The 22,288-nt window shown below is 51.2% G+C and carries 25 protein-coding genes; 16 read left to right on the forward strand and 9 right to left on the reverse strand.

Annotated features, from left to right (window positions below):
* Positions 1 to 346: 346 nt before the first annotated feature.
* The 8 genes from MWU62_RS10620 to MWU62_RS10655 all read left to right on the forward strand — a co-directional run bounded on the left by MWU62_RS10620 (position 347) and on the right by MWU62_RS10655 (position 4,267).
* Positions 347 to 646 carry an Rpn family recombination-promoting nuclease/putative transposase gene (locus tag MWU62_RS10620; protein WP_200364974.1) on the forward strand — a complete coding sequence of 100 codons (300 nt, stop codon included), beginning with the start codon at positions 347 to 349 and terminating at the stop codon, positions 644 to 646.
* 100 nt (positions 647 to 746) lie between these two features.
* Complete coding sequence (locus MWU62_RS10625) at positions 747 to 1,700, forward strand: hypothetical protein (RefSeq protein WP_247114810.1); 954 nt, start codon at positions 747 to 749, stop codon at positions 1,698 to 1,700.
* A 221-nt stretch (positions 1,701 to 1,921) separates the two neighbouring features.
* On the forward strand, positions 1,922 to 2,161 hold the full coding sequence (locus tag MWU62_RS10630; RefSeq protein WP_200364972.1) for a type II toxin-antitoxin system prevent-host-death family antitoxin: 240 nt from the start codon (positions 1,922 to 1,924) through the stop codon (positions 2,159 to 2,161).
* A gap of 1 nt (position 2,162) precedes the next feature.
* Entirely contained in the window at positions 2,163 to 2,549 is a 387-nt protein-coding gene (locus MWU62_RS10635; protein ID WP_247114811.1) for a type II toxin-antitoxin system VapC family toxin, read from the forward strand.
* Between the two features lie 330 nt (positions 2,550 to 2,879).
* The gene (locus MWU62_RS10640) at positions 2,880 to 3,104 is read left to right on the forward strand and encodes an Rpn family recombination-promoting nuclease/putative transposase (protein ID WP_348645645.1); all 225 of its coding nucleotides are present in this window, start codon (positions 2,880 to 2,882) and stop codon (positions 3,102 to 3,104) included.
* Positions 3,105 to 3,178: 74 nt separating this feature from the next.
* Positions 3,179 to 3,475 (forward strand): hypothetical protein, encoded by a 297-nt coding sequence (locus tag MWU62_RS10645; protein ID WP_247114976.1) that lies wholly within the window; start codon positions 3,179 to 3,181, stop codon positions 3,473 to 3,475.
* A 175-nt stretch (positions 3,476 to 3,650) separates the two neighbouring features.
* Positions 3,651 to 3,926, forward strand: coding sequence for a DUF2281 domain-containing protein (locus MWU62_RS10650; RefSeq protein WP_247114813.1), 276 nt, complete (start codon positions 3,651 to 3,653; stop codon positions 3,924 to 3,926).
* Positions 3,923 to 4,267: a type II toxin-antitoxin system PemK/MazF family toxin gene (locus tag MWU62_RS10655; RefSeq protein ID WP_247114814.1), complete on the forward strand. Its 345-nt coding sequence runs from the start codon at positions 3,923 to 3,925 to the stop codon at positions 4,265 to 4,267. The genes MWU62_RS10650 and MWU62_RS10655 overlap by 4 nt, the downstream gene beginning before the upstream one ends.
* Positions 4,268 to 4,597: 330 nt before the next feature.
* On the opposite strand, the gene MWU62_RS10660 is transcribed toward MWU62_RS10655, so the two are convergent.
* The 3 genes from MWU62_RS10660 to MWU62_RS10670 form a co-directional block, all read right to left on the reverse strand.
* A complete protein-coding gene (locus MWU62_RS10660) occupies positions 4,598 to 4,987 on the reverse strand; it encodes a hypothetical protein (RefSeq protein ID WP_247114815.1) in 390 nt (129 codons plus the stop codon).
* A 152-nt stretch (positions 4,988 to 5,139) separates the two neighbouring features.
* Positions 5,140 to 5,415, reverse strand: a complete 276-nt coding sequence (locus MWU62_RS10665; RefSeq protein WP_247114816.1) for a type II toxin-antitoxin system RelE/ParE family toxin — start codon at positions 5,413 to 5,415, stop codon at positions 5,140 to 5,142.
* Positions 5,402 to 5,593: a stability determinant gene (locus MWU62_RS10670; RefSeq protein ID WP_200364976.1), complete on the reverse strand. Its 192-nt coding sequence runs from the start codon at positions 5,591 to 5,593 to the stop codon at positions 5,402 to 5,404. The genes MWU62_RS10665 and MWU62_RS10670 overlap by 14 nt, the downstream gene beginning before the upstream one ends.
* Positions 5,594 to 5,984: 391 nt before the next feature.
* On the opposite strand from MWU62_RS10670, the gene MWU62_RS10675 reads away from it, so the two are divergent.
* Complete coding sequence (locus tag MWU62_RS10675) at positions 5,985 to 6,410, forward strand: type II toxin-antitoxin system HicB family antitoxin (RefSeq protein ID WP_247114817.1); 426 nt, start codon at positions 5,985 to 5,987, stop codon at positions 6,408 to 6,410.
* A 15-nt stretch (positions 6,411 to 6,425) separates the two neighbouring features.
* On the forward strand, positions 6,426 to 6,653 hold the full coding sequence (locus MWU62_RS10680; RefSeq protein ID WP_247114818.1) for a helix-turn-helix transcriptional regulator: 228 nt from the start codon (positions 6,426 to 6,428) through the stop codon (positions 6,651 to 6,653).
* A 93-nt stretch (positions 6,654 to 6,746) separates the two neighbouring features.
* Here MWU62_RS10680 and tviB read toward each other — a convergent pair whose 3' ends face one another.
* The 3 genes from tviB to MWU62_RS10695 form a co-directional block, all read right to left on the reverse strand.
* Positions 6,747 to 8,009 carry a Vi polysaccharide biosynthesis UDP-N-acetylglucosamine C-6 dehydrogenase TviB gene (gene tviB, locus MWU62_RS10685; RefSeq protein WP_247114819.1) on the reverse strand — a complete coding sequence of 421 codons (1,263 nt, stop codon included), beginning with the start codon at positions 8,007 to 8,009 and terminating at the stop codon, positions 6,747 to 6,749.
* A 194-nt stretch (positions 8,010 to 8,203) separates the two neighbouring features.
* Positions 8,204 to 9,472: a type II toxin-antitoxin system HipA family toxin gene (locus tag MWU62_RS10690; protein WP_247114820.1), complete on the reverse strand. Its 1,269-nt coding sequence runs from the start codon at positions 9,470 to 9,472 to the stop codon at positions 8,204 to 8,206.
* Positions 9,472 to 9,777, reverse strand: a complete 306-nt coding sequence (locus MWU62_RS10695) for a helix-turn-helix transcriptional regulator (RefSeq protein ID WP_247114821.1) — start codon at positions 9,775 to 9,777, stop codon at positions 9,472 to 9,474. The genes MWU62_RS10690 and MWU62_RS10695 overlap by 1 nt, the downstream gene beginning before the upstream one ends.
* 191 nt (positions 9,778 to 9,968) lie before the next feature.
* Between MWU62_RS10695 and MWU62_RS10700 the strand changes: the two genes are divergently transcribed.
* Entirely contained in the window at positions 9,969 to 10,664 is a 696-nt protein-coding gene (locus tag MWU62_RS10700) for a Fic family protein (RefSeq protein ID WP_247114822.1), read from the forward strand.
* Between the two features lie 77 nt (positions 10,665 to 10,741).
* Here MWU62_RS10700 and MWU62_RS10705 read toward each other — a convergent pair whose 3' ends face one another.
* From MWU62_RS10705 to MWU62_RS10715, 3 genes are read right to left on the reverse strand one after another with little or no spacing between them, the layout of a single operon-like run.
* The gene (locus tag MWU62_RS10705) at positions 10,742 to 11,068 is read right to left on the reverse strand and encodes a hypothetical protein (protein WP_200364943.1); all 327 of its coding nucleotides are present in this window, start codon (positions 11,066 to 11,068) and stop codon (positions 10,742 to 10,744) included.
* Positions 11,069 to 11,128: 60 nt separating this feature from the next.
* The gene (locus tag MWU62_RS10710; protein WP_247114823.1) at positions 11,129 to 11,824 is read right to left on the reverse strand and encodes a PspA/IM30 family protein; all 696 of its coding nucleotides are present in this window, start codon (positions 11,822 to 11,824) and stop codon (positions 11,129 to 11,131) included.
* A gap of 14 nt (positions 11,825 to 11,838) precedes the next feature.
* Complete coding sequence (locus MWU62_RS10715; protein ID WP_247114824.1) at positions 11,839 to 12,243, reverse strand: DUF2170 family protein; 405 nt, start codon at positions 12,241 to 12,243, stop codon at positions 11,839 to 11,841.
* Between the two features lie 205 nt (positions 12,244 to 12,448).
* Between MWU62_RS10715 and MWU62_RS10720 the strand changes: the two genes are divergently transcribed.
* From MWU62_RS10720 to MWU62_RS10740, 5 genes are all read left to right on the forward strand, one after another.
* A complete protein-coding gene (locus MWU62_RS10720; protein WP_247114825.1) occupies positions 12,449 to 13,075 on the forward strand; it encodes a hypothetical protein in 627 nt (208 codons plus the stop codon).
* Between the two features lie 41 nt (positions 13,076 to 13,116).
* A complete protein-coding gene (locus MWU62_RS10725) occupies positions 13,117 to 15,120 on the forward strand; it encodes a hypothetical protein (RefSeq protein WP_247114826.1) in 2,004 nt (667 codons plus the stop codon).
* A gap of 99 nt (positions 15,121 to 15,219) precedes the next feature.
* Complete coding sequence (locus MWU62_RS10730; protein WP_247114827.1) at positions 15,220 to 20,496, forward strand: DNA repair ATPase; 5,277 nt, start codon at positions 15,220 to 15,222, stop codon at positions 20,494 to 20,496.
* 62 nt (positions 20,497 to 20,558) lie between these two features.
* On the forward strand, positions 20,559 to 21,002 hold the full coding sequence (locus tag MWU62_RS10735; protein WP_247114828.1) for a DUF4124 domain-containing protein: 444 nt from the start codon (positions 20,559 to 20,561) through the stop codon (positions 21,000 to 21,002).
* Positions 21,003 to 21,117: 115 nt separating this feature from the next.
* Complete coding sequence (locus MWU62_RS10740; RefSeq protein WP_247114829.1) at positions 21,118 to 22,230, forward strand: AI-2E family transporter; 1,113 nt, start codon at positions 21,118 to 21,120, stop codon at positions 22,228 to 22,230.
* The last annotated feature ends 58 nt before the right edge of the window (positions 22,231 to 22,288 follow it).

Genomic DNA, 22,288 nt, shown 5'->3' on the forward strand with positions numbered 1-22,288 from the left:
AGTGGCTGGCAGACCAGAATGAACGAAGCTTTGCGGCAATATGTGTCGGAGCACAGTTGAATAACGATCATGGACAGGCACACGTAGCCTGACCTTGGTTTTCAAAGGCCCGGAGGTTTCTGACCAACGGGCCTTTGGCGTTTCTAAGCGTCTATTCGGCGTTACGTCAGAACAGCACCGACATTCCACCGAGATTTCTGGCAATTAGTAGATTTCAGACGAGCGCAACTGTCGGCGGGAGCGCCAATAAGCTGAGGACTAGAGAGAAGGGTTGGCAGTTAGGCCGTTCGTCGCTGCCGTTCAGGGTTTCGATAATCCTGATAACTGTCCTGTTAAGCAAGAATGGGTGAGGCAACTCGATTTCTCCACTCTGGAAAAAGTCAGCGGTTCCTATGTCACCGACGAACTTCGTGACAGGGAAGGCGATGTTATCTGGTGTGTGCGCTGGGGAGAGAGCTGGCTTTATGTGTATTTACTGCTGGAATTTCAGTCTACAGTGGATAAATACATGGCTGTCCGGGTTATGAGCTATCTGGGGCTGCTTTATCAGGATTTGATTCGCCAAAAAAATCTGACGCCTAATGGCAAGCTGCCTCCGGTATTGCCTTTGGTTCTATGCAATGGCGAAAAGCGTAGCCTGCCATAAGTGCTGAGGCTTGGAGCTGTATAAATAAACAGTATTTCTTGATTTCTGTAACAGGTTAAGGCGACAATGTCAGCCCAAGAAATCAGCAAGGAGCGTCATCGTGCCAAGGAATTCGGCCAGCCCACCTACGAGTCATGATCAGAACTTCAAAAACCTGATTCTGGACTATCCGGTTCAAGCTATACAGCTGTTCAGCCCGCAAGAATCGGAAGCGATTACGTGCGAAGCTCGCATTGTTCCGTTAAGGCAAGAGCAGTTAAAGGAACGGCTGGGTAAACGCTTCCGGGAGCTGGATGTGCCGCTACTGGCTGAGTGGCCGGATGGCCGAAGAGAAGCGCTCCTGTTTGTATTAGAGGAAGAGTCTGACCCTAGGCGATTCTCTATTCATCGTTTGGCTCACTATTGTTTGGATCTTGCAGAGCTGTGCAAGACAGACAGAGTTGTGCCGGTGGTGATTTTCCTGAACACCAACGGTAGTGAGGCGCGCCAGCTTTCGTTGGGTAGTGAACGCTATAAATATCTCTGCTTTAATTACATTCGCTGTGCATTGCCGGAACTCAGGGCAGAGGATCACTGGAACAGTAATAACCTCATCGCACGGCTTTGCCTGAGTCTGATGAGTTGGCGGGAAGAGCAGAAATTGGAAGTTTATGCCCGCGCAGTGCAGGGTTTAAGCACGCTAGAGCCCGACCCTGAGAAGCAGCTGAAGTATTTGGACTTCATCGACATCTATACAGCCTTGGATGATAATGAAATGGAATTGTACCAACAGAAATACCCGCAGGAGAGTAGCACCATGGCAAATTTGAGCGACCGGTTACGAGCCGAGGGGATGGAGAAAGGCTTGGAGCAAGGTCTGGAGCAGGGCATGGAAAAAGGCATGCACGAGGGTATTGAAGGCATGTTGCGCAAACAGATTCAGCTTAAATTTGGCCCGATTCCGGCATGGGCGGATGAACGCATCTCTTCCGCGACCAACGAACAGCTGGAAATATGGGTGACGGCAATTTTGTCTGAAGAAACGTTGGAATCGTTGCTCGCTTTGGAGAGTTGATTAGAGCTGGCTATAGATCGCCATGGAAACCTCAAAGGCCCGATGGTTTCTCGGTCAGAGTTGAATTCTGATTACGGAAGTGATCGACCCAAACTGAGGTGTCTACCAGAATGTTCATGGTGTGAGGGTGGTTTCGACTTCTGGGCCTTTGCTGTTCTCTGCTAGATTTACACAGTTATCCGATTTAAACTAACTATTGTAAACTAACCTAGGAGGGGTTCATGGAATCCGTAAATATGCATGAAGCGAAAACCCGGCTCTCGCAGTTGGTTGCCCGGGCTGTGAAAGGAGAGGCGTTCATTATTGCAAAAGCGGGTAAGCCAGTTGTGCGTGTTACGGCAATTGAAGCCCCCGAAACCGGGAAGCAGAGGCGGATTGGTTTCATGGCAGGTGAGTTTCAGGTTCCTGATGATTTCGATCGGATGGAGCAAGATGAGATAACCGAAATGTTCGAGGCCTGATGTGAACCTGCTCCTCGACACCCATGTATTGCTTTGGGCAGCGACCGGGCATCGGAGCTTGTCAGCTGAAGCAGTTGGGCTGATTAGCGATCACGCGAACACTTTATATTTCAGCGCGGCTAGTCTTTGGGAAGTTGTTATAAAAAACAATCTGGGCCGACAAGACTTTCAAGTGAGCCCCAGTATATTGAGGCGGGGGCTTATGGATAACGGCTATCTGGAGTTACCTATAACTTCTCGGCATACGTTGGCCGTGAGTTACCTGCCTGATATTCATAAAGATCCATTTGATCGGATTCTGGTTGCCCAGGCAGAATCTGAGGGCTTTCTATTACTCACTGCTGATGAACTGGTAGCCCGCTACCAAGGTTCTGTTCGGCGAGTGTGATGTGTAGAGGTAGGCTTGGACAGGCACCGCTCCGGGCCCAAACTCAGCCGTTCCAGAATCGACAATGCCTTGTCATCAATAGCGGTTTCAAAGAAGAGCTTCCTCGGTATCCAGAGCTTGAGACTTGAACCGGCTTTCCAACCAATTTGACGGGATCAAGTTGGAACAGCCGGATTTGCCCTTCAATCCATCCCCGCCGGTGTTCATAACATCGGCCTGTCGCTTGATCTTTCCCGTATAGACAGGTGCGGCGTACGCAGCGTGAGATCACGTGATGGAGGGGGTATCTGAAACGCTGACTAGTTCTGCTCGGGCTCTGGGCATGGTGAAATCCTTTCTTATGTCACTGACGAACTTCGTGACAGAGAAGGCGATGTTGTCTGGCGCGTGCGCTGGGGAGAGAGCTGGCTTTATGTGTATTTACTGTTGGAATTTCAGTCTACGGTGGATAAATACATGGCTGTCCGGGTTATGAGCTATCTGGGGCTGCTTTATCAGGATTTGATTCGCCAAAAACATCTGACAGCTAATGGCAAGCTGCCTCCGGTATTCTAGGGCGTCTGGTAGAATGGTTAAAAGCACCGGAGCAAACGTCTTTAAGGCGGGCTTTTGTAGTCTGGATACGCCGGGTGCTGCTGCCTGATAGAATGTCGGGCATGGAATTACCAGAATTCAATAGCCTGCAAGATTTGCACGAGGTACACGATATGTTGTCAGAGCGGATAAAAAAGTGGCCTGACCGTTGGCTTGCGGAGGGTAGGCGAGAAGGCAGGCAAGAAGGTAGGCAAGAAGGTAGGCAGGAAGCCAGACGGGAAATTGCCAGAAACCTGATTGCGAGCACTGATATGAGCGATAGTGCTATTTCTGAGGTATCGTTGTTGCCAGTTGAGGAGGTCGCGAAACTGAGGGTGGAAACTCAGCATTGATTCATGGCTTATGAAACAATCATAAACAGGCACTCATAGCCTGATCTGATTCCCAAGGGCCCGATGGTTCCCACCTCCGGACCTTTGTCGTTTCTGCGGTGCTTATTTTAGAGTGATGGTAAGTCGACGTCGGCTAATCAGATGCTGAATTTGCTTGTGGAAGTTGAAAACCCGCATGGTATCCTTATCCCTATATTCTTTGACAGATGGTGGCACTGTGCAACTTGATGAGCTTCTTATTAAGATTCGCCAGCTTCCGGTAGTGCGCCAGCAGGAAGTTATGGATTTTGTATTGTTTCTGGGGCAGCAATCTAAGCGAGAGAGAGAGGGGCATCACTCAGAGTGGACTGATCAGTCATTCCAAGCCATGAGTATTGATCAAGCTATGCGTGGTCTGGAAGATGAAGCAGAGCTCTATAATGAGGATGATCTGGTGGAGTATTGGCAATGAAGCGTGCTGGCCAGATCGCTCTGATGCCGTTTCCTTATACTAATCTCACGAGCAACAAGAGGCGTCCGGTATTATTGCTTCGAAAACTTAACCAAAAACAAGACGATTGGCTGGTTTGTATGGTTTCGTCGCAGCTTAGGCAGTTGCAGCCCGATCTTGATTGGGTGTTGACGCCAGAGGATAGCGAATTTAACGAGTCTGGCTTGAAAGTTTCAAGTGTTTTTAGGATATGTAGAGTCGCAGTGCTGGATGGTTCCCTGCTGATCGGAAAACTTGGTGCCATTCCAGATGCCCGCCTTCGGGATCTACAGCAGCGTCTGGCTAACTGGATTGTAAATTAAACAATCGTAGACAGGTACTCGAAACCTGACCTGATTCCCAAAGGCCCGGAGGTTTCTGGCCCTCGTATGAATGATCATGGACAGGCACAGGTTGACATGACTTGATCTCAGAAAGATCATGGACAGGCACTCGTAGTCTGCCCTGATTTTCAAAGGCCCACTGGTTTTCGACCTCCGGGCTTTCTATCGTTTCCAGTGTGTGTCTATTCGGCGTTACGTCAAAACAGCACCGAGATTCCATCGAGATTTCTGGAAATTAGTAGATTTCAGACGAGCGTATTTCTCGGCAGGCGCGCCGATAAGCTGGGTAATGCAGAGAAGGGTTGGCAGTTAGGCCGTTCGTCGCTGCCGTTCAGGATTCCGATAATCCTGACAACTGTCCTCAAAAGCGGTTGCCCGGTGGCACCACCGCTCCGGGTCCAAACTCAGCCGTTCCAGAATCGGCAGTGCCTTGTCATCAATAGCGCCGCGTTTGTCATTCCGGCTGATCCGCCCGGTGCAATCCACCAGTTCCAGATAATCTTCAAAGCTGAACAGGATCCCGCGCTGAAAGCCGTTCCGAATCACGCCCTCAAAGCTCAATAGCGGTTTTAGTGGTACTGAAAATTCATTCAGTGCCTGCTGCTCCGTTTGCCGTGCAATTGCATCTGTCAGGTTAAAGGCAGGGTGAATGTGCTCTTTGATGCTGGTGTGTTCAGAGGTTTCGGGCGTCTCGGCCATGGCCTTGTGATAAACAGTTTAGGGGAAGGCACCATGGACAGGCACAGCTTTAGCCTGACCTGAAGCCTGAAGTAAGCTGGGACAGGCGTTAGTCTGTTAGCTTCTCCCTCGACTGATCCGATGATGCCAGGAGGTATTCTAAGCGGCTGATGTCAGGGATATTCCCGGCGCGCGTGGAGCACGTCCAGGATGGCGATATGATCAGAAGTGATGCGATACACCAGCAGGTAGTTAGGGTGAACCACAGCCTCTCGCGTACCAAGGACACGTCCGTGGCGGTAGAGATAGGGGTGCTCAGGTAGCGTTTCAGCGGTCTCCTCGATAGCGTTGACGAGGGCTTCGGCAGCGTAAGGGTTGTGCTCGCTCAGGTAAGTGGCGATTTCCTCAAGCGCATCCAGTGCGTGAGCTCGCCACTCAACCGGTAGCATGTCGGCGCTTTTTGGACTCGATTGTGGCCCGGACACGAGCCATCACTTCGTCATGGGGAACATTGGGGCGTGGATCGTCGAGGCTCTGCTGGATGCGCTCGCGAAACCAGTGGTCGTAACTGTCGGCTTGCTCCTGTGTTTCAAACTCCGAAACGATAGGATCTAATGGGGTGCTCATTATCATTTCTCCTCAAGTACCCCTAGTTTACTCTGGCAGTGAAGAACGGGCAATCATGGACAGACATAGCATAGCCTGACCTGATTTCGGAAAGCCCGATGGTTTCGATCGAGTCGATACCAGCTCTAGTCCTGATGATTTCCAGTTCGAAATTCGAGGCCGAATCGAGATGCCAAGCCACAACCTAAGCCGTAAAGCTCTTACCGCTCAATCAAATCCCTAATCTCATCCAGACACACCTGAGTTGCAGGCTGAAGCAAATCGATGTCGGCCAGTGTTTGTGTGCGTGGTGCAGGGTGCGGATAACTTCTGGCTCGGCTTGTATTGGTGGTTATAGTGTTGCCCAATATTGGTGTTTGGGTGTAATAACCACTAACTTGAGGTAATTACTATGCGTTTCCCAGTAGCACTCCATACAGATGATGGAGAGAACTACAGCGTTACTGTGCCTGATATTGCTGGCTGTTTCTCTGCGGGTGCCAGTGAAGACGAGGCGCTGGATAATGCTCGTGAGGCGATTCTTGGGCACTTTGAACTGTTGGCAGAATTCGGTGAGGAGATCCCAGCTGCAAACTCTATTGCTGAGCATCGTGAAAATCCCGATTTTGAGGGTTCGGTGTGGGGGTTTGTTGAGATCGATGTAACACCATTTCTGGGCAAGGCGGAGAAGATTAATATCACAGTGCCCCGCTTGGTTTTGGTTCAGATTGATAGGTTTGTGAAGGAGCACCCGAACAAGGCCAAGTCCCGCTCGGCGTTTCTATCTGAGGCGGCTTTGGAAAGAATGCGGAAGTTGCGGAGCGAAGCTCAAGCCTAAAGCTGTGAGGATGAAGTGGAACCTGCTGAGATGGTTGCTCGCCTTATCGCTCGAGAAGACCATCCACTAAAGGTCTGGCGCGAGTACCGCGGGTTTACCCAAGAAGCGCTGGGCAGCTCCGCTGGTGTGGGCAAGTCTTATATCGGCCAGATTGAAGCGGGCAATAAGGTTGGCTCGGCTCAGGTGTTGAAGGCGCTTGCGGAAGAACTGCAAGTGGATATGGAGGATTTGTTGCTGGAGTAAAGGATGATCATGAAAGGTCTTTGATGTGTGCATCTAGCAGCTATGGTTCGCCCACGTATTCAAATCGACATCCGCACAGCACTGCATAGCATATTAAAGCCGCAAATCCGCCTTACCCAACGGCAATAAGCCCTTCAGGTCATATAGAACGCCACTATGTTTCAGGTAGCCTCGCAGGTCGTCTGCGCTCATTGATGCATACTCGCTGTGCGCAACCGTCAGAATCACACCATCGTAAGAACCTTGTTCAGGCTGCTCGGTAAGCTTAATACCGTACTCACGTTCGGCCTCGGTGCTGTCGGCCCAGCAGTCTGTGATATCTACCGCGCAACCAAACTCCTGCAACTCTTTCACAACGTCTATGACTCGGGTATTGCGTAAATCCGGGCAGTTTTCTTTAAACGTGAACCCCATTACCAGTACGCGAGCTTTGGCGATGGTGTGCCCGGCTTTGATCATTGCTTTCACCAATTCAGCGGCCACGTATGCTCCCATGCCATCATTAACTCTCCGGCCTGCGAGGATGATTTCAGGGTGATAACCGATAGCTTGGGCTTTGTGGGTTAGGTAATACGGATCTACGCCAATGCAGTGGCCGCCTACTAAGCCGGGTTTGAAAGGTATGAAATTCCATTTGGTGCCAGCTGCTGCCAGAACTTCTTGGGTATCGATGCCTAGCCGGGCAAAGATCATCGCTAGTTCGTTTATCAAAGCAATGTTTAGGTCGCGTTGGGTGTTTTCAATCACTTTGGCTGCTTCTGCCACTTTGATGGAGCTTGCCTTGTGGGTGCCTGCAGTAATAATGCCCGCATATAGGGCATCCACTTCTTCGGCAATGGCAGGCGTAGAGCCAGAGGTGACTTTCATAATGCTGCTTACCCGGTGTTGCTTATCTCCCGGGTTGACTCGCTCCGGGCTGTAACCGGCGTGAAAATCCATATTGAATTTTAGGCCTGATACTTGCTCCAGTACCGGAACGCACACTTCCTCTGTAGCACCGGGGTAAACCGTTGATTCGTAAATCACGATATCGCCGCGCTTGAGCACACTGCCTACGCTCTCACTGGCTGCAATTAGAGGTGTTAGGTTCGGAGTGTTAAAACCATCGATAGGGGTGGGTACGGTTACGATAAACACAGAGCAGTCGGCTATTGCATCCAGCGAATTAGTGAATGTTAGCTGGGTAGCTGCTGCGAGCTCTTCTGGCGAAACTTCACGAGTTAAGTCCCGTCCGTTTTTTAGGTCGGTAATGCGGGTTGTGCTGATGTCGAAGCCAACAACCTGATGCTTTGTGCTAAAGGCCGCTGCCAGAGGAAGACCAACGTAACCCAAGCCTATGATAGCGATTTTTTTCATGGGGTGATCCGGTAGAGAGTGGGTGAGAGGCCATGCAGGATGGGGACGGATTATATCTTGAGTCGCGTATTGTGGACAGGGACGGCTTGGGCTGTAAAGTTAACAGGGGTGAGTACAGCTTAGTTTGATTTGATTTGATTTGATCTCATGTGGCTCGATGGCCTTGACCCCTGAGAAATCAGCGCGTGGCTACGTCATGGAATTCGAAAGTCAGCCTGAAGGTTGCTCCAGTGTTCCGCTAATGACTGTTTGTGGCCTTCGTTCATCGGTAAATCTTTGATGGCGTCTGGCCATAGGCTTTTGGCTTTCTCCATCGTTTCATCTAAATGAGGCTTGATAGCCCGCCAAGGAATGCCTGAGCGCTTTGCCCAGAATTCAAAGTGTTCGTAGGAGGTTGCATACCAAGCCTTGGTCTTCCCTAAATTGAGTGCGTATTGTTTTTCGTTCGTGATATAGGTGCTGGTTGTAACTATGTCATATGCCGGGGAAAGCCTAGGCGTCGCACGATCCGAGTAGAGCAAGCTCCAGTTTTTGAGGTGCGCATCCCCATTGGCAAGCAGTATGTTTATGAGCAACCGTTTCGCGAATTGCTGGGTGTCGGCAAGCCCATCGCCAGAATACTCGTATAGAATTTTGCCAATTTGTTCGTAATTAGCTGAGTTGTATTTTTCGTGAGGGTATTTCACAAGTACCTGAGCAAAATCCTCCATGTGAATCCGTGTATTGCCATCCCGGTCAAAGCGCCTGATGGCAAATGCCAGTTTTTCGTTGGGGAGGTTGATTGGGGGGAGGTTTTCCAGCCTATTCAGTTCAACCAGTTTTATTTCCGGTATGTTGACCCCGGCGAGCGCCGCCAAAGACATGGCTGTATATTCGTTTGCAGGCACTTCTTTGTGCAGTGTTGACGGTGTTTTGATGATCCAGTCGCCAAGCGTGTCATTGTTGGAGAGGTTGTAGCGACCTTCTTTCTCCTTCATCGAGAACTTCATTTGCACGCCAGCCAGTGAAAATTTGTTCTCCATGGAAGCTCTCTCGAGTTGAACAGCTCGCGCTTTACCGTGAGTGTTCAGTACACTATCTGGTACTTCATCTGGTTCCATTGGTTCGGCTACCAAAGCCCCGGGTAGGTCCCGGCCAAGGTATGACAGTATGTGAAATTCGTTATCAATGTGAACTTTGAGCCCTTGAGCGATCAGCTCTCTCAGGGCTCCCTCTGGAAGCAAGTTAGAGAGCACAGGGTGCAGCTTTTGGTGTCTTGTCCAAGGTTCGTCCATCAAAGCTTTTGCGCGCGGAAACGCTGGGTGTGCAGTTAAGCTAAATGTAGGGCGGTTGGTGTCGTTCGTGAACTCCTCAGCAAAAGTCAGTACGTTTCGACCGTTTTGAAATCCTGCTAGATAGCCCACCAGCCTGCCATGCAAGGTCAGTTTGAGCACACCCATTTCGCCAACGTAGTCATTACCCATCAATCATCCCCCAGCAAGCCCTTCCAGGGATCGTCATGCAAGTCTTTATTGGCATCTTCTCTGAATGGGTCTGATGCTTTCTGCTCCAACACTGCAATCACTGCACCAAGCTTGTCTTTGGGGATAAGCATTAGTTCGCTGCTGAGCGCTTGCGCTATGAGTTCCAGAGTGTCCAGTCTGGGATTCCCTTTGGACTCCAGTCGTTGATACTGCTGGCGAGAGATGCCGGCGCGCAACAGCATGTCGCTCTGCTTGAGGCCAAGTGCCAGTCGCCGCTTTTTAAGTTGCTGAAGTATGGTAGTCATTACTGTCAACTTTTCTATTGCTTTTTTGTCTGAATGAAACATGTTAGGTGCTTTCACAGCGATAAGCAACTAATGTGTTGCTTGTGCTTAAGTGGCGCCATGAAGGTGCCCAAACTAACAGTTTGATCTCGCAGAGTGTTAGATTATCCGCTACCAAAACAGCTAACACTTTTGTTCTTTTCGGAGATGAAATGCCAAGCCCAGAGGACACCTACTGGCTCATGCGTCCGAACCGTGAAAAAGCACTTATGCTAGCGCAGCGAGCTGTGTCAGTGTTTGTTTATGATGCTGTGCGTTTGGAGGGCATCAATTTCACCCTGCCCGAAGTCCAAACCTTATTGCAGGGTGTTACCGTTGGAGGTCATAAGCTGAGTGATCAGCAAATCGCCGTTAATCAGGGCGAGGCTTGGAAAAGGCTGTTTCAGATGATTCGGGAGAAACGCTTCGGAGTAACCAAAGCCTGTGCTAGGGAATTGCATGGGGTCGCTGCAAAAGAAGACGCGTTGGAGTGGGGCTGTTTTCGCAGCGGCTCCGTTTTAATTGCGGGTACTGACTATGAACCCCCAGAGGCACATGAGTTGCCGGAACGGTTTGATCAAATGGTTGATCAGATGCAGATGAACGACGTATATGATCAAGCAATCCACCTGTTCCTGACTATGGCTCGCTGCCAGTTCTTTTACGATGTAAATAAGCGCATGGGGCGCTTTATGATGAATGGCCATCTGCTGAGCAACGGTTACCCTGCCATCAACATCCCTGCCTCAAGGCAGCTTGAATTTAACGAGCTAATGCTTCGTTTCTACGAATCTGGCGATCAGGCCGAAATGAACACCTTTGTTCGTAGCTGTATGGACGAGCGCGCTGTGCGCATTATGAAAGAGTGATTGGGCCACAGAGGTAGTGGGGGCGATGGCTACCGTGCTTAACTCCTTAAGTAGATGAAGTCACACACAAGGTTACTCTAAGCCTCAGTCAAATAATTACCAGCAAACACCTGCAAATCTTCCGACACCCGTTGTCGAATCGTCGTTCTGTCGAGCGGATCAAGGCCATACTTCTCGGCGAGCAGTTCAAAGTCTTCATCTTTTAGCGTGATGGTTAATCGGGGTCTGGCCCGGTTTTTTTGATAGGGCAGTTGCAGCACCTTGCGCACCATATCTGAGGTGGACATATCCTGTAGTGCGGCCGATACGCGAAACGCTCGCTGAATGTCGTTGGAGAGATCGAAGGCCATTTGTACGGCCTGAACAGCTTTCTCTTCCTTTGACCAGTCCGGTGGTGTAGCCATGGGATTAACCTGAGGTTTGCGCCCTAGTACTTCGATATGAAAAGTACGAGGGCGCTAATTTTACTGGGCGGGTTTGTCTTTCAGGCGAGCAAGTACGCTGTCAATTGCATCTTGTTCGCCATCGATGCCAGCCGCTTTCAGCTTTTCGTCCAAGTCAGCGCCAGTCAGTTCTTTTTCGAGGGTAGTGCTGGCGGTTTGCCGGTCTTCTTCCCGGGCTTGCCGCTCACGAATACGCTCAAGGGTTTCCTTGGCAGTGCTCAGAGAAGACTGTTGGCTGTTGATGTTGGTATCAATCTGAGCGGTGGTGCGTAGCACTCGCTCATTAGTTTTCACCACCTGCAGCTCTCGGCGATAGTCGGCGAGTTGCTTTTCAGCCCGTTGAACTCGCTCTTTGATGCTATCAATGCGCTGCTGCAGTATCTCTCGGGTCTGGGTCAGTTCGGCTCCACGGCGCTCATGGCCAACAATGCGCTCGGCCACTTCTCTTGCCAGTTCTTCCTGGCCTGCTGTGATGGCTTTGCGGGCATCTTGCTCGCGTTTGCTGGCGCTGTCTTGCTCAGAACGGATTTGCCGAGCCAAAGAGGCGGATTCTGCCATTAAGGCGGCGAGTTCCTGTTTTGCTTGCTTCAGTTCTTGCTCAGAGTCCCGCAGTTCTTGTTCCAGAATGCGGTTGCCTTGGCTATCTACAACAGCTTCGCCTAGCTCATTCACGCTGCCGCGCATTGCGGTTAGAATTTTATTCAGTACAGATCTCATGTCTCAGCCCTCACTTAAGCCAGATAGTCTTCAAACGTCTGTAACAAGTCGATGGCATTCTCGGCCAGTGTTACCAGCTCTTGCATGATTTCGGCTGCGCCGGAGGTCGGGCTGAGAGCGCCATATACCACATAGTGATCACCGGTTTTTCCAAGTGAGCTAAGGGGCATGGGTACGCTGAGTCGTAGCATGTTGTCATGCAGTTCGTTTACACGTTGCGGGAGCAGCTCTTGCTCTTCAAAAAGGTACGCAAGGCACAGAATTTGAGTGTCGGTTACCGTAACGTACACCGGTGTTTCTTCCGCTCCGGAAACCGTTACCTGAAGCACCGGTTCTTCTCCGGCTATTGGCATGACGTCGAAGGTTCGGCCGGCATGCGTAGAGTCACCCAGAGTTAGGGTGAGAGTTTGAATATCCACGAATAGCTCCTTCCTGTGGCGTTGAATCGATTCGGCCGATTCGGACGAACCTTGTCCTGCTGCTTGACATTTTATGTCAATAATTTGAGTCTATACCTCGCAATTAAACATTTGCAAGAAATAGTTTAATTGCGATATAACGACGGTCTTGATTGACACAAACTGTCATTTTTTGATTTCACCAGAATGGATAGTCTGGTTGCGTATGGAAACATTCTTCGAAACTGCTTTTTCCTTCCCTACAGTGGTTTTCTCCATACTGTTGAGTGTGGCCATCATTTATTGGCTGATCTCCCTTTTTGGAATGGGGGATATCGAGGCAGATGGCGATATTGATGCCAGTGGCGATTTTAGCGGTCTGATGGTGACGCTTGGGCTTCAGGGCGTGCCTTTGCCCTTGGTGCTCACGCTCTTATTTTTGACTGGTTGGTTAATCAGTTACTTTGTTGACCTTATTTTCGGTGCTTCGATTCCTGGCGGCCTGCTGCACTGGTTGTACGGAGCGGCTGTTATTTTTGCGGCTTTAGTCCTTGGGCTATTGGCTACTTCGGTGTTGGTGCGTCCACTGCGGCCGCTATTTCGTCGGGCGTTTCTGCAGCCGCTACAAAAACGCATTGTTGGTACGCCTTGTGTGGTAATTTCTTCAGCGGTTACTGAGGTTTCAGGCCGTGGTGAAGCCATTCTTGATGGCGCTCACCTTGTTCTTCAAATACGTAGTCATTCACCGCTTTCCCATCGGGAAGGGGCGGTCATTATTGAACACATTCCGGATGAAAACGCTTGGTGGGTTGTTCCGGAATCCGAATTTTATACCGGTGATTCTGCCGGATAACCCAGCGCTTTTATTTTTAACCAGCTTAGGAGAAATGCTAAATGGATTTATCGTGGATGATGCCAGTACTCACGACCATCGGTGTTCTGGTCTTACTGATACTGGGTGTGCTTACCCTGTTCAAGGCGTTCTATCGCAAGGTCGATCAGGGGCAGGCTCTGATTGTGAACGATCTTTCTCCTACGCCGAAGGTCTACTTCACTGGTGCCATGGTGCTGCCGGTTATTCACCGTGCCGAGACCATGAAGATCTCGGTTATTACTCTGGAATTGAATCGAACTGGTAAGGAAGGGTTGATCTGTAAAGACAACCTGCGCGCAGATATCACCGTCGCCTTCTACTTGCGCGTTAATGAAACCCCGGAAGATGTCTTGCGGGTGGCGAAATCTGTAGGAGTTGGCCGAGCATCTGATCGCGATGCGGTAAATACGCTGTTTAACGCCAAGTTCAGTGAAGCTCTGAAAACGGTTGGTAAAAAGCTGGAGTTCATGCAGCTTTTTGAGGAACGCCAGCATTTCCGTGATTCCATCATTGAAACCATTGGCGAAGATCTTAATGGCTACATTCTTGAAGACGTTGCCATCGATTATCTGGAACAAACGCCGAAAACCTCTCTGGACCCCAACAATATTCTCGATTCTGAGGGTATCAAACGGATTACAGAGATCACCGCATTCCATAATGTGGAGACAAACCGTTTAGAGCGCGATCAAGAGCTAGAAATTCAGCGGAAAAATGTATCTGCACGCGAGGCGTCGCTGGAGCTGGAGCGCAGTCAGGCAGACGCAGAAGCCCGCCAACGCCGTGAAATTGAGACCCTGCAAGCTCGTGAAACATCTGAAACCGAGCAGGTACGTGAACAAGAGCGCGCCCGTGCCGAAGCAGCCCGCATCAAGACAGACGAAGAGTTGGCCATTGCGGAAGAAAACAAGCAACGCCAAATTGAAATGGCCATGAAAGCTCGCGAGCGCGCGGTCCAAATTGAAGAAGTGCGCATTCGCCAGGCCCGTGAGCTGGAAGATGTAAACCGTGAGCGCGCGGTTGAAATCGAGCGAATTGGCATGGAAAAAGCCCTTGAAGGCGAGCGCAAGGAAATTGCAGACATTACCAGTCAGCGAATTGCGGTTGAACGCAATGTGGCTGAGGAAGAAGAGAACATAAAAGATGTTCGCAACCGTTCCGAGGCAGAGCGGTTGAAGGTCACCAAGGTTGTAGCTGCGGAAGCGGATGCCGATGAGCTTAAGCTGATGGATGTGAAAGCGGCAGAAGCCGCGTTTGAACGCTCCAAGTTGGAAGCGGAGAAAATCCGCGTAACGGCTCAGGCGGAGTTGGATGCAGCTGAGAAGCAGTCCATAGCGGATGAAAAGCGCGCTCGTGGTCGTCAGGCAATGTCTGCCTCTGACGGGTTGGCCGAGGCTCAGGTTAAAGAGGCTCAGGCGTCTGCCATTCGGGCGGATGGTGTGGCCCGGGCCGATGTTAAGTCGGCGACCGCCAAAGCGGATGAAGAAGCCGGCATGGCTGAGGTTCGGGTGTTGGAGCAGCGCCTTGAAACGGAAGCCATGGGCGAAGAGAAGCTGGGTCTGGCGAGAGCGGATGCCCGCAAGGCCATGGTGTTTGCGGATGCTGAAGGTGAAGAGCGCATGGGCCACGCCAAAGCGGATGCCCGTGAAGCTATGGCGAAAGCCGAAGCGTCTGGCTTGGTAGAGAAGCTGAAGGCTTACAACGACATGTCTGAAGAAGCTCGTCACTTCGAAGAATTCCGTATGAACTTGGAAGTTCATGAGAAGGAGGTGATGGCTAAGATTGAAGCTCACCAAACCGGTATTCTGGAAAATGGCCGCGTAATGGCCGCCGCGTTGAAAGATGCCAAGTTTGAGATGATCGGTGGTGATGGCGGCATTTTCGAGAAGTTTGCTCAAGGGTTGGGCTATGGTAAGAGCGTGCAGGGGGTGCTGGATAAATCCCCGTCGCTGCAAGCTGCTTTAGCGGGCATAGCTGGGCGAGCTGCTGGTGAAAAGCCAAACATCAGTTCTGAAACGGCTTAATAGATTACGCACCACCCATGTCTGATCTGACGTTGGTGGTGTGTATCTTCTTTCAGCTCTTTCAGAGTTCCCTTTTCCCTCCGTTCAGGATGATTTGGTATGTCGACGGACCGCACCGGCCTTGAGAGCATCGTTCAAGAAGGCTCTGCCTTCGAAACCATTCAGCGCCGTTTAAAAGAGCAGGGTGAGCAGCTTCGCGAGCAGGTTTCAGGGCTCAATCAGGCCCGTGAAGAAATTTTTGGCAGCGCTGGAATGAGTGTGCTTGGGCGCGCTCGGGTTAGAACTGAGAACAACGCCATCGCTAGGGATGTGGTGCGCCTTGGAGATAAGCTGCTGTTTGGTTTTAACCTGCAGCTTGGGTTGCGGAAAACCCTAGAACTGGATGATGTTTTTTGCCTTTACCACCTAAATGATAGCGACGGTGGCTTTGAGATGACCGAAGCCGCCATAGAGGGCACCTTCCTGACAGATGCTCGGTTTGCTACAGATTTTCGCGAACTGCAGCAGTATTACAATACCGCCACTTTGTCTCAGTTAGTCATCCTCAAGGGTATGCTGCTGATGACGTTTCGCATCGGTGACAAGCTGAGTGATTTACGGGTTTTCCGCTGGGAACTTAAGTCCAATGGTGAGGTTAACCGCTACATAGACAACCGGGGAGAGCGGGACCTTACTTTCCCGGATAGGTACAGTTTCCCTTGGAAAACGGTTGGTCGCGACTCTCAGGTACAGGGGCGTTCTCCACACCTGAACATCGCCGATACGCTGTTTGTGGATAACCTGAGGGGCAACATTACCTTCAAGGTAGAGAACAACACAGCGACTGGTGAAGGCATTTATGCAGACCCGGTAGATTCCGATTCCCAGTCCCTGGACGATGCCACATTCGACTATGCGGATTTGGGCGAGATACTGTTGGTCCGAATTCAGCCGTTCAATGAAGAGCGGTGGCGCTATTACCTGTTCAATCGCACTCAGCGGAACATTGAGCGGGTTGATAGCATGGCGGGTTCTGTGGCGTTGTTACCGGATAACCACGGGCTTATCTTTCCCTCGGGTTTTTACCTCACCACCGGCGATCTAAAAACCTTCCAAATTCCCGAAGGGGATTTCCGCCTCAAACGCTCGTTGCGCTCGCCTAACGGTGAGGATGTGCTGTATGTGTTTTTTGAACAGCTCACCGGGCAGGTGATTCTTTTCCGCTATAACTTAATCCGCAAGCAGGCGGATGTGCCACTGATAGGGCACGGCTTTGCATTGTTCGAAAACGGGCATTTGGTGGTTTTCAGCGCCGACAAGGAACCCGCTCTGGTTCACCCGTTGCAGGTTTGGGAAACACCGTTTACCTCAGAGAGTTTTCATGCTCAAGCCAATGTTGCCAACGACTCAGAGCTGGCGCGCATTGGTAACCCGGATTTGGTGCGTGGTATTGCCGAGTTGAATACCGTTATTACTCTGGTTGAAGCCAAAGGTGCCAGTGAGCGGCATTTCACGGCTTTGATTCGCACGCTTGATCGTGTTCTCGATCAGTTTTATTGGCTGACAGCAGCGCAAGATGAAGCGCTGTTTGCCGGTTTGCATGAGCAATTAGGCACTATTCGTAATACTGCCGAGCTGGTACTGGATGAGTACGAAAAAGTTCAGAGTATTCGCGCTCAAACAGAAGCCGCAATCAACGAGGTGGCGGATGTCCAAAGCGCCTTGATGCGGGACTTGAAGCCAGACAGCTGGCAAGCGCCAGATCAGTTCGTAGGCTATTTGGCCCGGCTGCGGGAACACCGGGGCCGGGTGCGAACGCTGAACGATCGCCGCTATGCAGATAAGGCCAGCATAGACCGGCTGGAGCAAGAGTTGGCAGAAGCCGAAGAGCGCTTGACCGAACGCACCTTCCGTTTCCTTGCATCACCGGAAGCCCTTGAGGGTTACCGCAAAACCCTGACAGAACTGCAAGCCGATCTGGCTGAGGCTGAGAGCCGCGACGCCTTGAAAGATATTGTGGAACGGTATCGAGAGCTGACTACCGGTCTGGATATGATTCAAGGAATGCTCGCTTCCATGGCGGGAAACGATGCAACGCTGGAAACCGCCATTACCGACAACATTTCAGGTATATACGCCAGCATTAATCAACAGCGTTCGGAAGCGGAAATCCGCCTGAAAGAGCAAGGCAGTGCAGAAGCCAGAGCCCAGTTTGCCGCCCGCATTCGTTTGTTTGAACAGAGTCTGGCGAACGGCGTCAGCTCGCTTTCCGATGTGCGGGAATGCGATGGGTTGATGACTCGCATGCTCGATCAGCTGCAAGAGCTTGAAAGCCAATTTGGCGAATACGATGAATTTCTCGCCGCCGTGTTGGAACAGCGAGAGAACGCCCACGAAAGTATTGAAGCTCGGCGCCAGCAGCTACAGGACCAGCGCCAACGCCGAGTGACAACCCTGACGGATGCGGCTGAACGCATATTGAAAAACGTCAATCGTCGAACCGAACGCTTTACCAGTGTGGAAGAGTTGCACGCCTTTTTTGCGTCCGATGCCATGGTTGCGCGCTTGCGTAGCATGGCCGAGGAATTGCAGGAACTGGGCTCGGCTATGGAAGCCGATGATTGTTTGGGCCAGTTAAAAGCCGCTCAAGACACCGCCCTGCGCAGCGTTCGTGACAAAGCCGATATCTTTGAAGATGGTGGGGCCGTCATACGCCTCGGCAAACACAAGTTCAGCGTGAACCAGCAGGAACTGGATCTCACACTCATTCCCCGGGATGACCATGTGCTGCTGCATTTGACCGGCACCCAGTATTACGAGCGGTTGGATGAGCCGGAGCTGGATCGCCTGCGCAGCTACTGGAATATGAGTCAGCCGTCTGAGTCTGGCAAGGTTTACCGGGGGGAATACCTAGCTGCTCTGGTGATTGAAGAGTTCCGGAAATCACAGGATTTACCAGTTAACGTCGCTGATATTGAAGAGCTTACCGGCTATATTCGCACATTTGCATCGCCTCGCTACCGCGAAGGCTATGAAAAAGGTATTCACGACCACGATGCCGCGCTGATTGTTAGCACTCTCTGGCCAGCTATTCAAAATGCGGGGTTACTACGCTTTAGCCCGAAAGCACGGGCGCTTGCCATGTTGTTCTGGGCCGATCTGAGCCAGCAGAAGGTTTTCGCACAGCAGTTACGTTCACGTTGTTTGTCTGCGGGCATACTCAGCCGCATGATGCAGTCAGATGAGTTGTTGCAGGCCTTGGAGCAAGAAGTTGGCCCCAAACTCTTGGAATACATAGAAACCCACAAACTTATCTTGGCTGAAAAGGGCAGTGCCGAACGCACCTTGTTGAACTCGGCTGCTGAGTATCTGGTTTTGCAACTGGCAGAAGAGTCGGAAGCGTTTGAAATCACTCGTTATGCCGGAGAGCTGGCGGAAGGCTTTACTGTAGCTCTGAAACGGGATAACCAGTTTGCACAGTATGAGAACGCCCTGAGTGTGATTGCCGACCAGCCCGCTGCGCGCTGGAGCATAACCAGTCACTGGCTGAGAGCCTGGATGGGCAAAACGGAGCAGCAACACCTATTGCATTACCTGCCGGAAGTGGTGGCAGTGCTCAACGCAGAGGAAGCGATCACTACGGCGGTGCGCAGTGTTGAGCTGGCGTTTCAGGTTGAAGGTTTGCTTGGCCAGCACTCGAATATCAATGAGCGCGCCCTGAGTTTGCAGCTGGATGAATTCGAAGAACGCCTGCGTTATCACCGACAAGAAATCATCGCTGGTTGGCAGCAACTTCAGGATGTTCGTCACAGCATACTGGAAAAATGGCGTGATCAGTTGCGCCTTGAGGAATATCGGCCCCGGCCGCTGTCTTCGTTTGTTCGTAACAAGCTCATCAGTGAAAGCTATCTGCCTATCATTGGCGACAACCTGGCCAAGCAAATGGGCACCGCTGGCGAAGATCGACGCACCGACCAGTCCGGCCTGTTAATGATGATCTCGCCGCCCGGTTACGGTAAAACCACCTTAATGGAGTATGTGGCCAATCGGCTGGGCCTGATCTTTATGAAGATCAACTGCCCCAGTCTGGGCCATGATGTGTCCTCTCTGGATCCGGAGAAGGCACCGCATTCCACAGCGAAGGCAGAGTTGGTTAAGCTCAATCTGGCGCTGGAAATGGGCAATAACGTGATGCTGTATCTGGATGATATCCAGCACACCCATCCTGAATTCCTGCAAAAGTTTATCTCTCTGTGTGACGGCACCCGGCGCATTGAAGGCGTATGGCGGGGCCGTACCAGCACTTACGATATGCGCGGCAAACGCTTTTGCGTAGTCATGGCTGGTAACCCCTATACGGAAAGCGGCGAAGTGTTCAAAGTGCCCGATATGCTGGCAAACCGGGCGGATATCTACAACTTGGGGGATGTGCTATCGGGCATGGAGCACGCTTTTGAGTTGTCCTATATCGAAAACAGCCTGAGTGCCAACCGGGTGCTGGCACCTTTAGCTACCCGGGGCATGGCGGATTTCTACCGGTTTGCGGATCTGGCGGCAGGCAAGACCGTGGCAGATTCAGATTTCGAGCACGATTACAGTGCTGCTGAACGGGATGAAATTGTCTCCTTGCTTCAGAAAATGATCCGTGTTCGGGAAACCGTGCTGCGGGTAAATCAGGCATACATTGCGTCCAGCGCCCAAGCCGAAGCCTATCGCACCGAGCCTACCTTTAAGCTGCAGGGTAGTTACCGGAATATGAATAAACTTGCGGAGAAGTTGTCGCCGGTGATGAGCGACAAAGAACTGGAAGCTCTGATTGATGATCACTATCAGGGCGAATCCCAGTTGCTGACCCAAGGCGCAGAAGAGAACCTGCTTAAACTCAAGCAAATGCGCGGGACCATCACGGAAGCCGAAGCGAGCCGTTGGCAAGCCATTTGCGAAGAGTACCGGCGTCGCCAGCAGGCGGGAGGCGATGAGGAAACCGGCGTTAAGGTTGTACGCCAGCTCGGCCTGATTGCTGAGCAAATGCAGCAACTAGGGCAGCAGTTGATTGCTGGCATGGCTGGTCAAAAAGGTTCAGAGCAGAGTTTCGACAAAGCTCTCGGGGAGTTGTCTCGCTCCCTCGAAAACGGGCTAACCGAAGGCTTGCAGTCTGTGCAACTAAACCCTGCTGTAACAGTAAACTTGGATAGCCCGCCGCAGGTCGGTGAGGCGCTCACGGCATTCGCGCGGATTTTTGAAGAATCTCTTGTTCCGTTGGTAAAACTGATGGACGGCAAGCTGGGTTTGGACTTAAAAACCCAGCGGGAAATGAGCCGTGTGTTAAGAGTGATCGGTGAGTTGCAAGATAAGTTGCTATCTCAGGATTCAGCAACGAACAATACAAATTTATAATCGAAATCGCTGTACTCTGCACACAGCATGTAAATCCAATACCAACATAGGGATCACAACCAATGAAGGGAATCATAATTTCTATATTACTCTTATCCGCCTCTCTGGCTCACGCGGGCACCTATCGCTGGGTTGATGAGAACGGGCAAACTCATTTCGGTGATAGGCCGCCCCAAAACGTTGTGACTGATGAGGTTCGCTTAAAGGCTGCTCCGCCGTCTGTTGATGCGGAAGCCCTTGCGCGTAAACAACGTTTGAATGAGTTTCTTCAAAATAGTGAAAAAGAGCGTGAAGCCCGGTCAAAGGTTGTGGCTGAGCAGGAGGCTAATGCTGCGAAGCAAAAAGCTTACTGTGAGGGTATGCAAGCCCGGCTGAAGTATCTTGCGAGGGTTTCAGGTATCTATGAGTTGAACAAGGAAGGTGAGCGGGTTTTTGTGAATGACGAAGAGAACGAACGCATTCGCAAAGAGTTCAAAGCGCGCTTACAGAGAGAGTGTGGCGTGTAAGTCTGCTCAGTTTTATTGCCTCTGCCGCCGTGTAGGTGCTTGTGTAATGCGCTAAAGCCTTGCCAGAGGTACACTACTTGGCCTGAATGCTAGCTGATAGGCTTATGGGTACCTTATGGAAAATGAACACGATTCAAGTGAACAGGGCAACGCCAAAGCTAAGAAGACGCTAGCGGACCTTTCCACCCCCATTTATGGCTTGTTTATTCTGGGTGTGCTTTACACCTTGTATCTGGCCCATCAGATTGTCCTGCCGATGATTCTGGCGCTTCTCTTAAGCCTGCTGTTATCGCCTCTTGCTACGCGTATGTGTTCGGGGTTGCGTATGCCTCGGGTAGTGAGTTCACTGATACTGGTGTTGCTTGTGCTTGCAGGTATCGCCGGTGTGTCGATGGCTGTGGCAACACCTGCGCTTGAGTGGGCGGGTAAGGCTCCAGAGGGAATTTCCCGTTTGCTGGTTGGGGAAAGCGAGCTTAAGCGACAGATAAATAAGGTAACTGAGTCAGCCCAGAAGGTGGAAGACTCGGTGAATGAACTCTCTGATACTGGCGGCAAAAAGGCAGCAGTAGAGCCCACAACGGTGGTTCTACAAACGGACTCTTGGCGCGCCCAGCTTATGAATAAAGCCCGTGACGGGGTTGCGGGTTTAGCGCTGGCTATGGCGCTTACGTACTTCTTGCTGGTTAGTGGTGATAGGTTGGTGCTCAATTTTGTACGGCAGCTGCCACGGCGTCACCGCAGAAGAGTATTGCGTATTAGCCGAGATTCTCAGCACCAAATCGCCCAGTATCTGGCGGTACTGGGTATCAGTAACACCTCTGTTGGTGTGGCAACCGGCCTTATGGCTTGGGCAATTGGCTTGCCAGATCCAGCTGTATGGGGATTGGTAGCCGGGTTAGCCCGCTTCATTCCTTATCTTGGTGTTATTCTCACCATTCTGCTGTTGGCGGTTGTCTCGGCGGTAAGCTTGGATACTTTATGGATGATGGCCATTGCTCCCGTTGGTTATCTTGCCTTGACCACTATGGTGGGCTTTTTCATCGAGCCTTGGATACACGGCTTTCGCATGTCGATTAACCCGGTGATTATTTTCGTTTCGATCTTTTTTTGGGGTTGGCTCTGGGGGCCTGTAGGCGTGTTGCTGGCGGTGCCGCTGATGACTGTTATACAGGTTGTACTAAAGCAGATCCCCAAGCTGCGGCCTATTTACAAGGTCATTGCCCAGTAGTTTAGAGGGTGGGCATTCCCTGACAGCTGCCAAAATCTCTCCTACTCTAAGTGGATTG

The sequence above is a fragment of the Marinobacter sp. S6332 genome (genome assembly GCF_023016045.1).
Classification (GTDB): Bacteria; Pseudomonadota; Gammaproteobacteria; order Pseudomonadales; family Oleiphilaceae; genus Marinobacter.

Excerpts from the sequence above, each read along its gene's own strand:
- MWU62_RS10630 (WP_200364972.1), top strand. The coding sequence starts at position 1,922 with ATGGAATCCGTAAATATGCATGAAGCGAAAACCCGGCTCTCGCAGTTG.
- MWU62_RS10650 (WP_247114813.1), top strand. The coding sequence starts at position 3,651 with ATGGTATCCTTATCCCTATATTCTTTGACAGATGGTGGCACTGTGCAA.
- MWU62_RS10655 (WP_247114814.1), top strand. The coding sequence starts at position 3,923 with ATGAAGCGTGCTGGCCAGATCGCTCTGATGCCGTTTCCTTATACTAAT.
- MWU62_RS10660 (WP_247114815.1), bottom strand. The coding sequence starts at position 4,987 with ATGGCCGAGACGCCCGAAACCTCTGAACACACCAGCATCAAAGAGCAC.
- MWU62_RS10665 (WP_247114816.1), bottom strand. The coding sequence starts at position 5,415 with ATGCTACCGGTTGAGTGGCGAGCTCACGCACTGGATGCGCTTGAGGAA.
- MWU62_RS10670 (WP_200364976.1), bottom strand. The coding sequence starts at position 5,593 with ATGAGCACCCCATTAGATCCTATCGTTTCGGAGTTTGAAACACAGGAG.
- MWU62_RS10675 (WP_247114817.1), top strand. The coding sequence starts at position 5,985 with ATGCGTTTCCCAGTAGCACTCCATACAGATGATGGAGAGAACTACAGC.
- tviB (WP_247114819.1), bottom strand. The coding sequence starts at position 8,009 with ATGAAAAAAATCGCTATCATAGGCTTGGGTTACGTTGGTCTTCCTCTG.
- MWU62_RS10690 (WP_247114820.1), bottom strand. The coding sequence starts at position 9,472 with ATGGGTAATGACTACGTTGGCGAAATGGGTGTGCTCAAACTGACCTTG.
- MWU62_RS10695 (WP_247114821.1), bottom strand. The coding sequence starts at position 9,777 with ATGACTACCATACTTCAGCAACTTAAAAAGCGGCGACTGGCACTTGGC.
- MWU62_RS10700 (WP_247114822.1), top strand. The coding sequence starts at position 9,969 with ATGCCAAGCCCAGAGGACACCTACTGGCTCATGCGTCCGAACCGTGAA.
- MWU62_RS10705 (WP_200364943.1), bottom strand. The coding sequence starts at position 11,068 with ATGGCTACACCACCGGACTGGTCAAAGGAAGAGAAAGCTGTTCAGGCC.
- MWU62_RS10710 (WP_247114823.1), bottom strand. The coding sequence starts at position 11,824 with ATGAGATCTGTACTGAATAAAATTCTAACCGCAATGCGCGGCAGCGTG.
- MWU62_RS10720 (WP_247114825.1), top strand. The coding sequence starts at position 12,449 with ATGGAAACATTCTTCGAAACTGCTTTTTCCTTCCCTACAGTGGTTTTC.
- MWU62_RS10725 (WP_247114826.1), top strand. The coding sequence starts at position 13,117 with ATGGATTTATCGTGGATGATGCCAGTACTCACGACCATCGGTGTTCTG.
- MWU62_RS10730 (WP_247114827.1), top strand. The coding sequence starts at position 15,220 with ATGTCGACGGACCGCACCGGCCTTGAGAGCATCGTTCAAGAAGGCTCT.
- MWU62_RS10735 (WP_247114828.1), top strand. The coding sequence starts at position 20,559 with ATGAAGGGAATCATAATTTCTATATTACTCTTATCCGCCTCTCTGGCT.
- MWU62_RS10740 (WP_247114829.1), top strand. The coding sequence starts at position 21,118 with ATGGAAAATGAACACGATTCAAGTGAACAGGGCAACGCCAAAGCTAAG.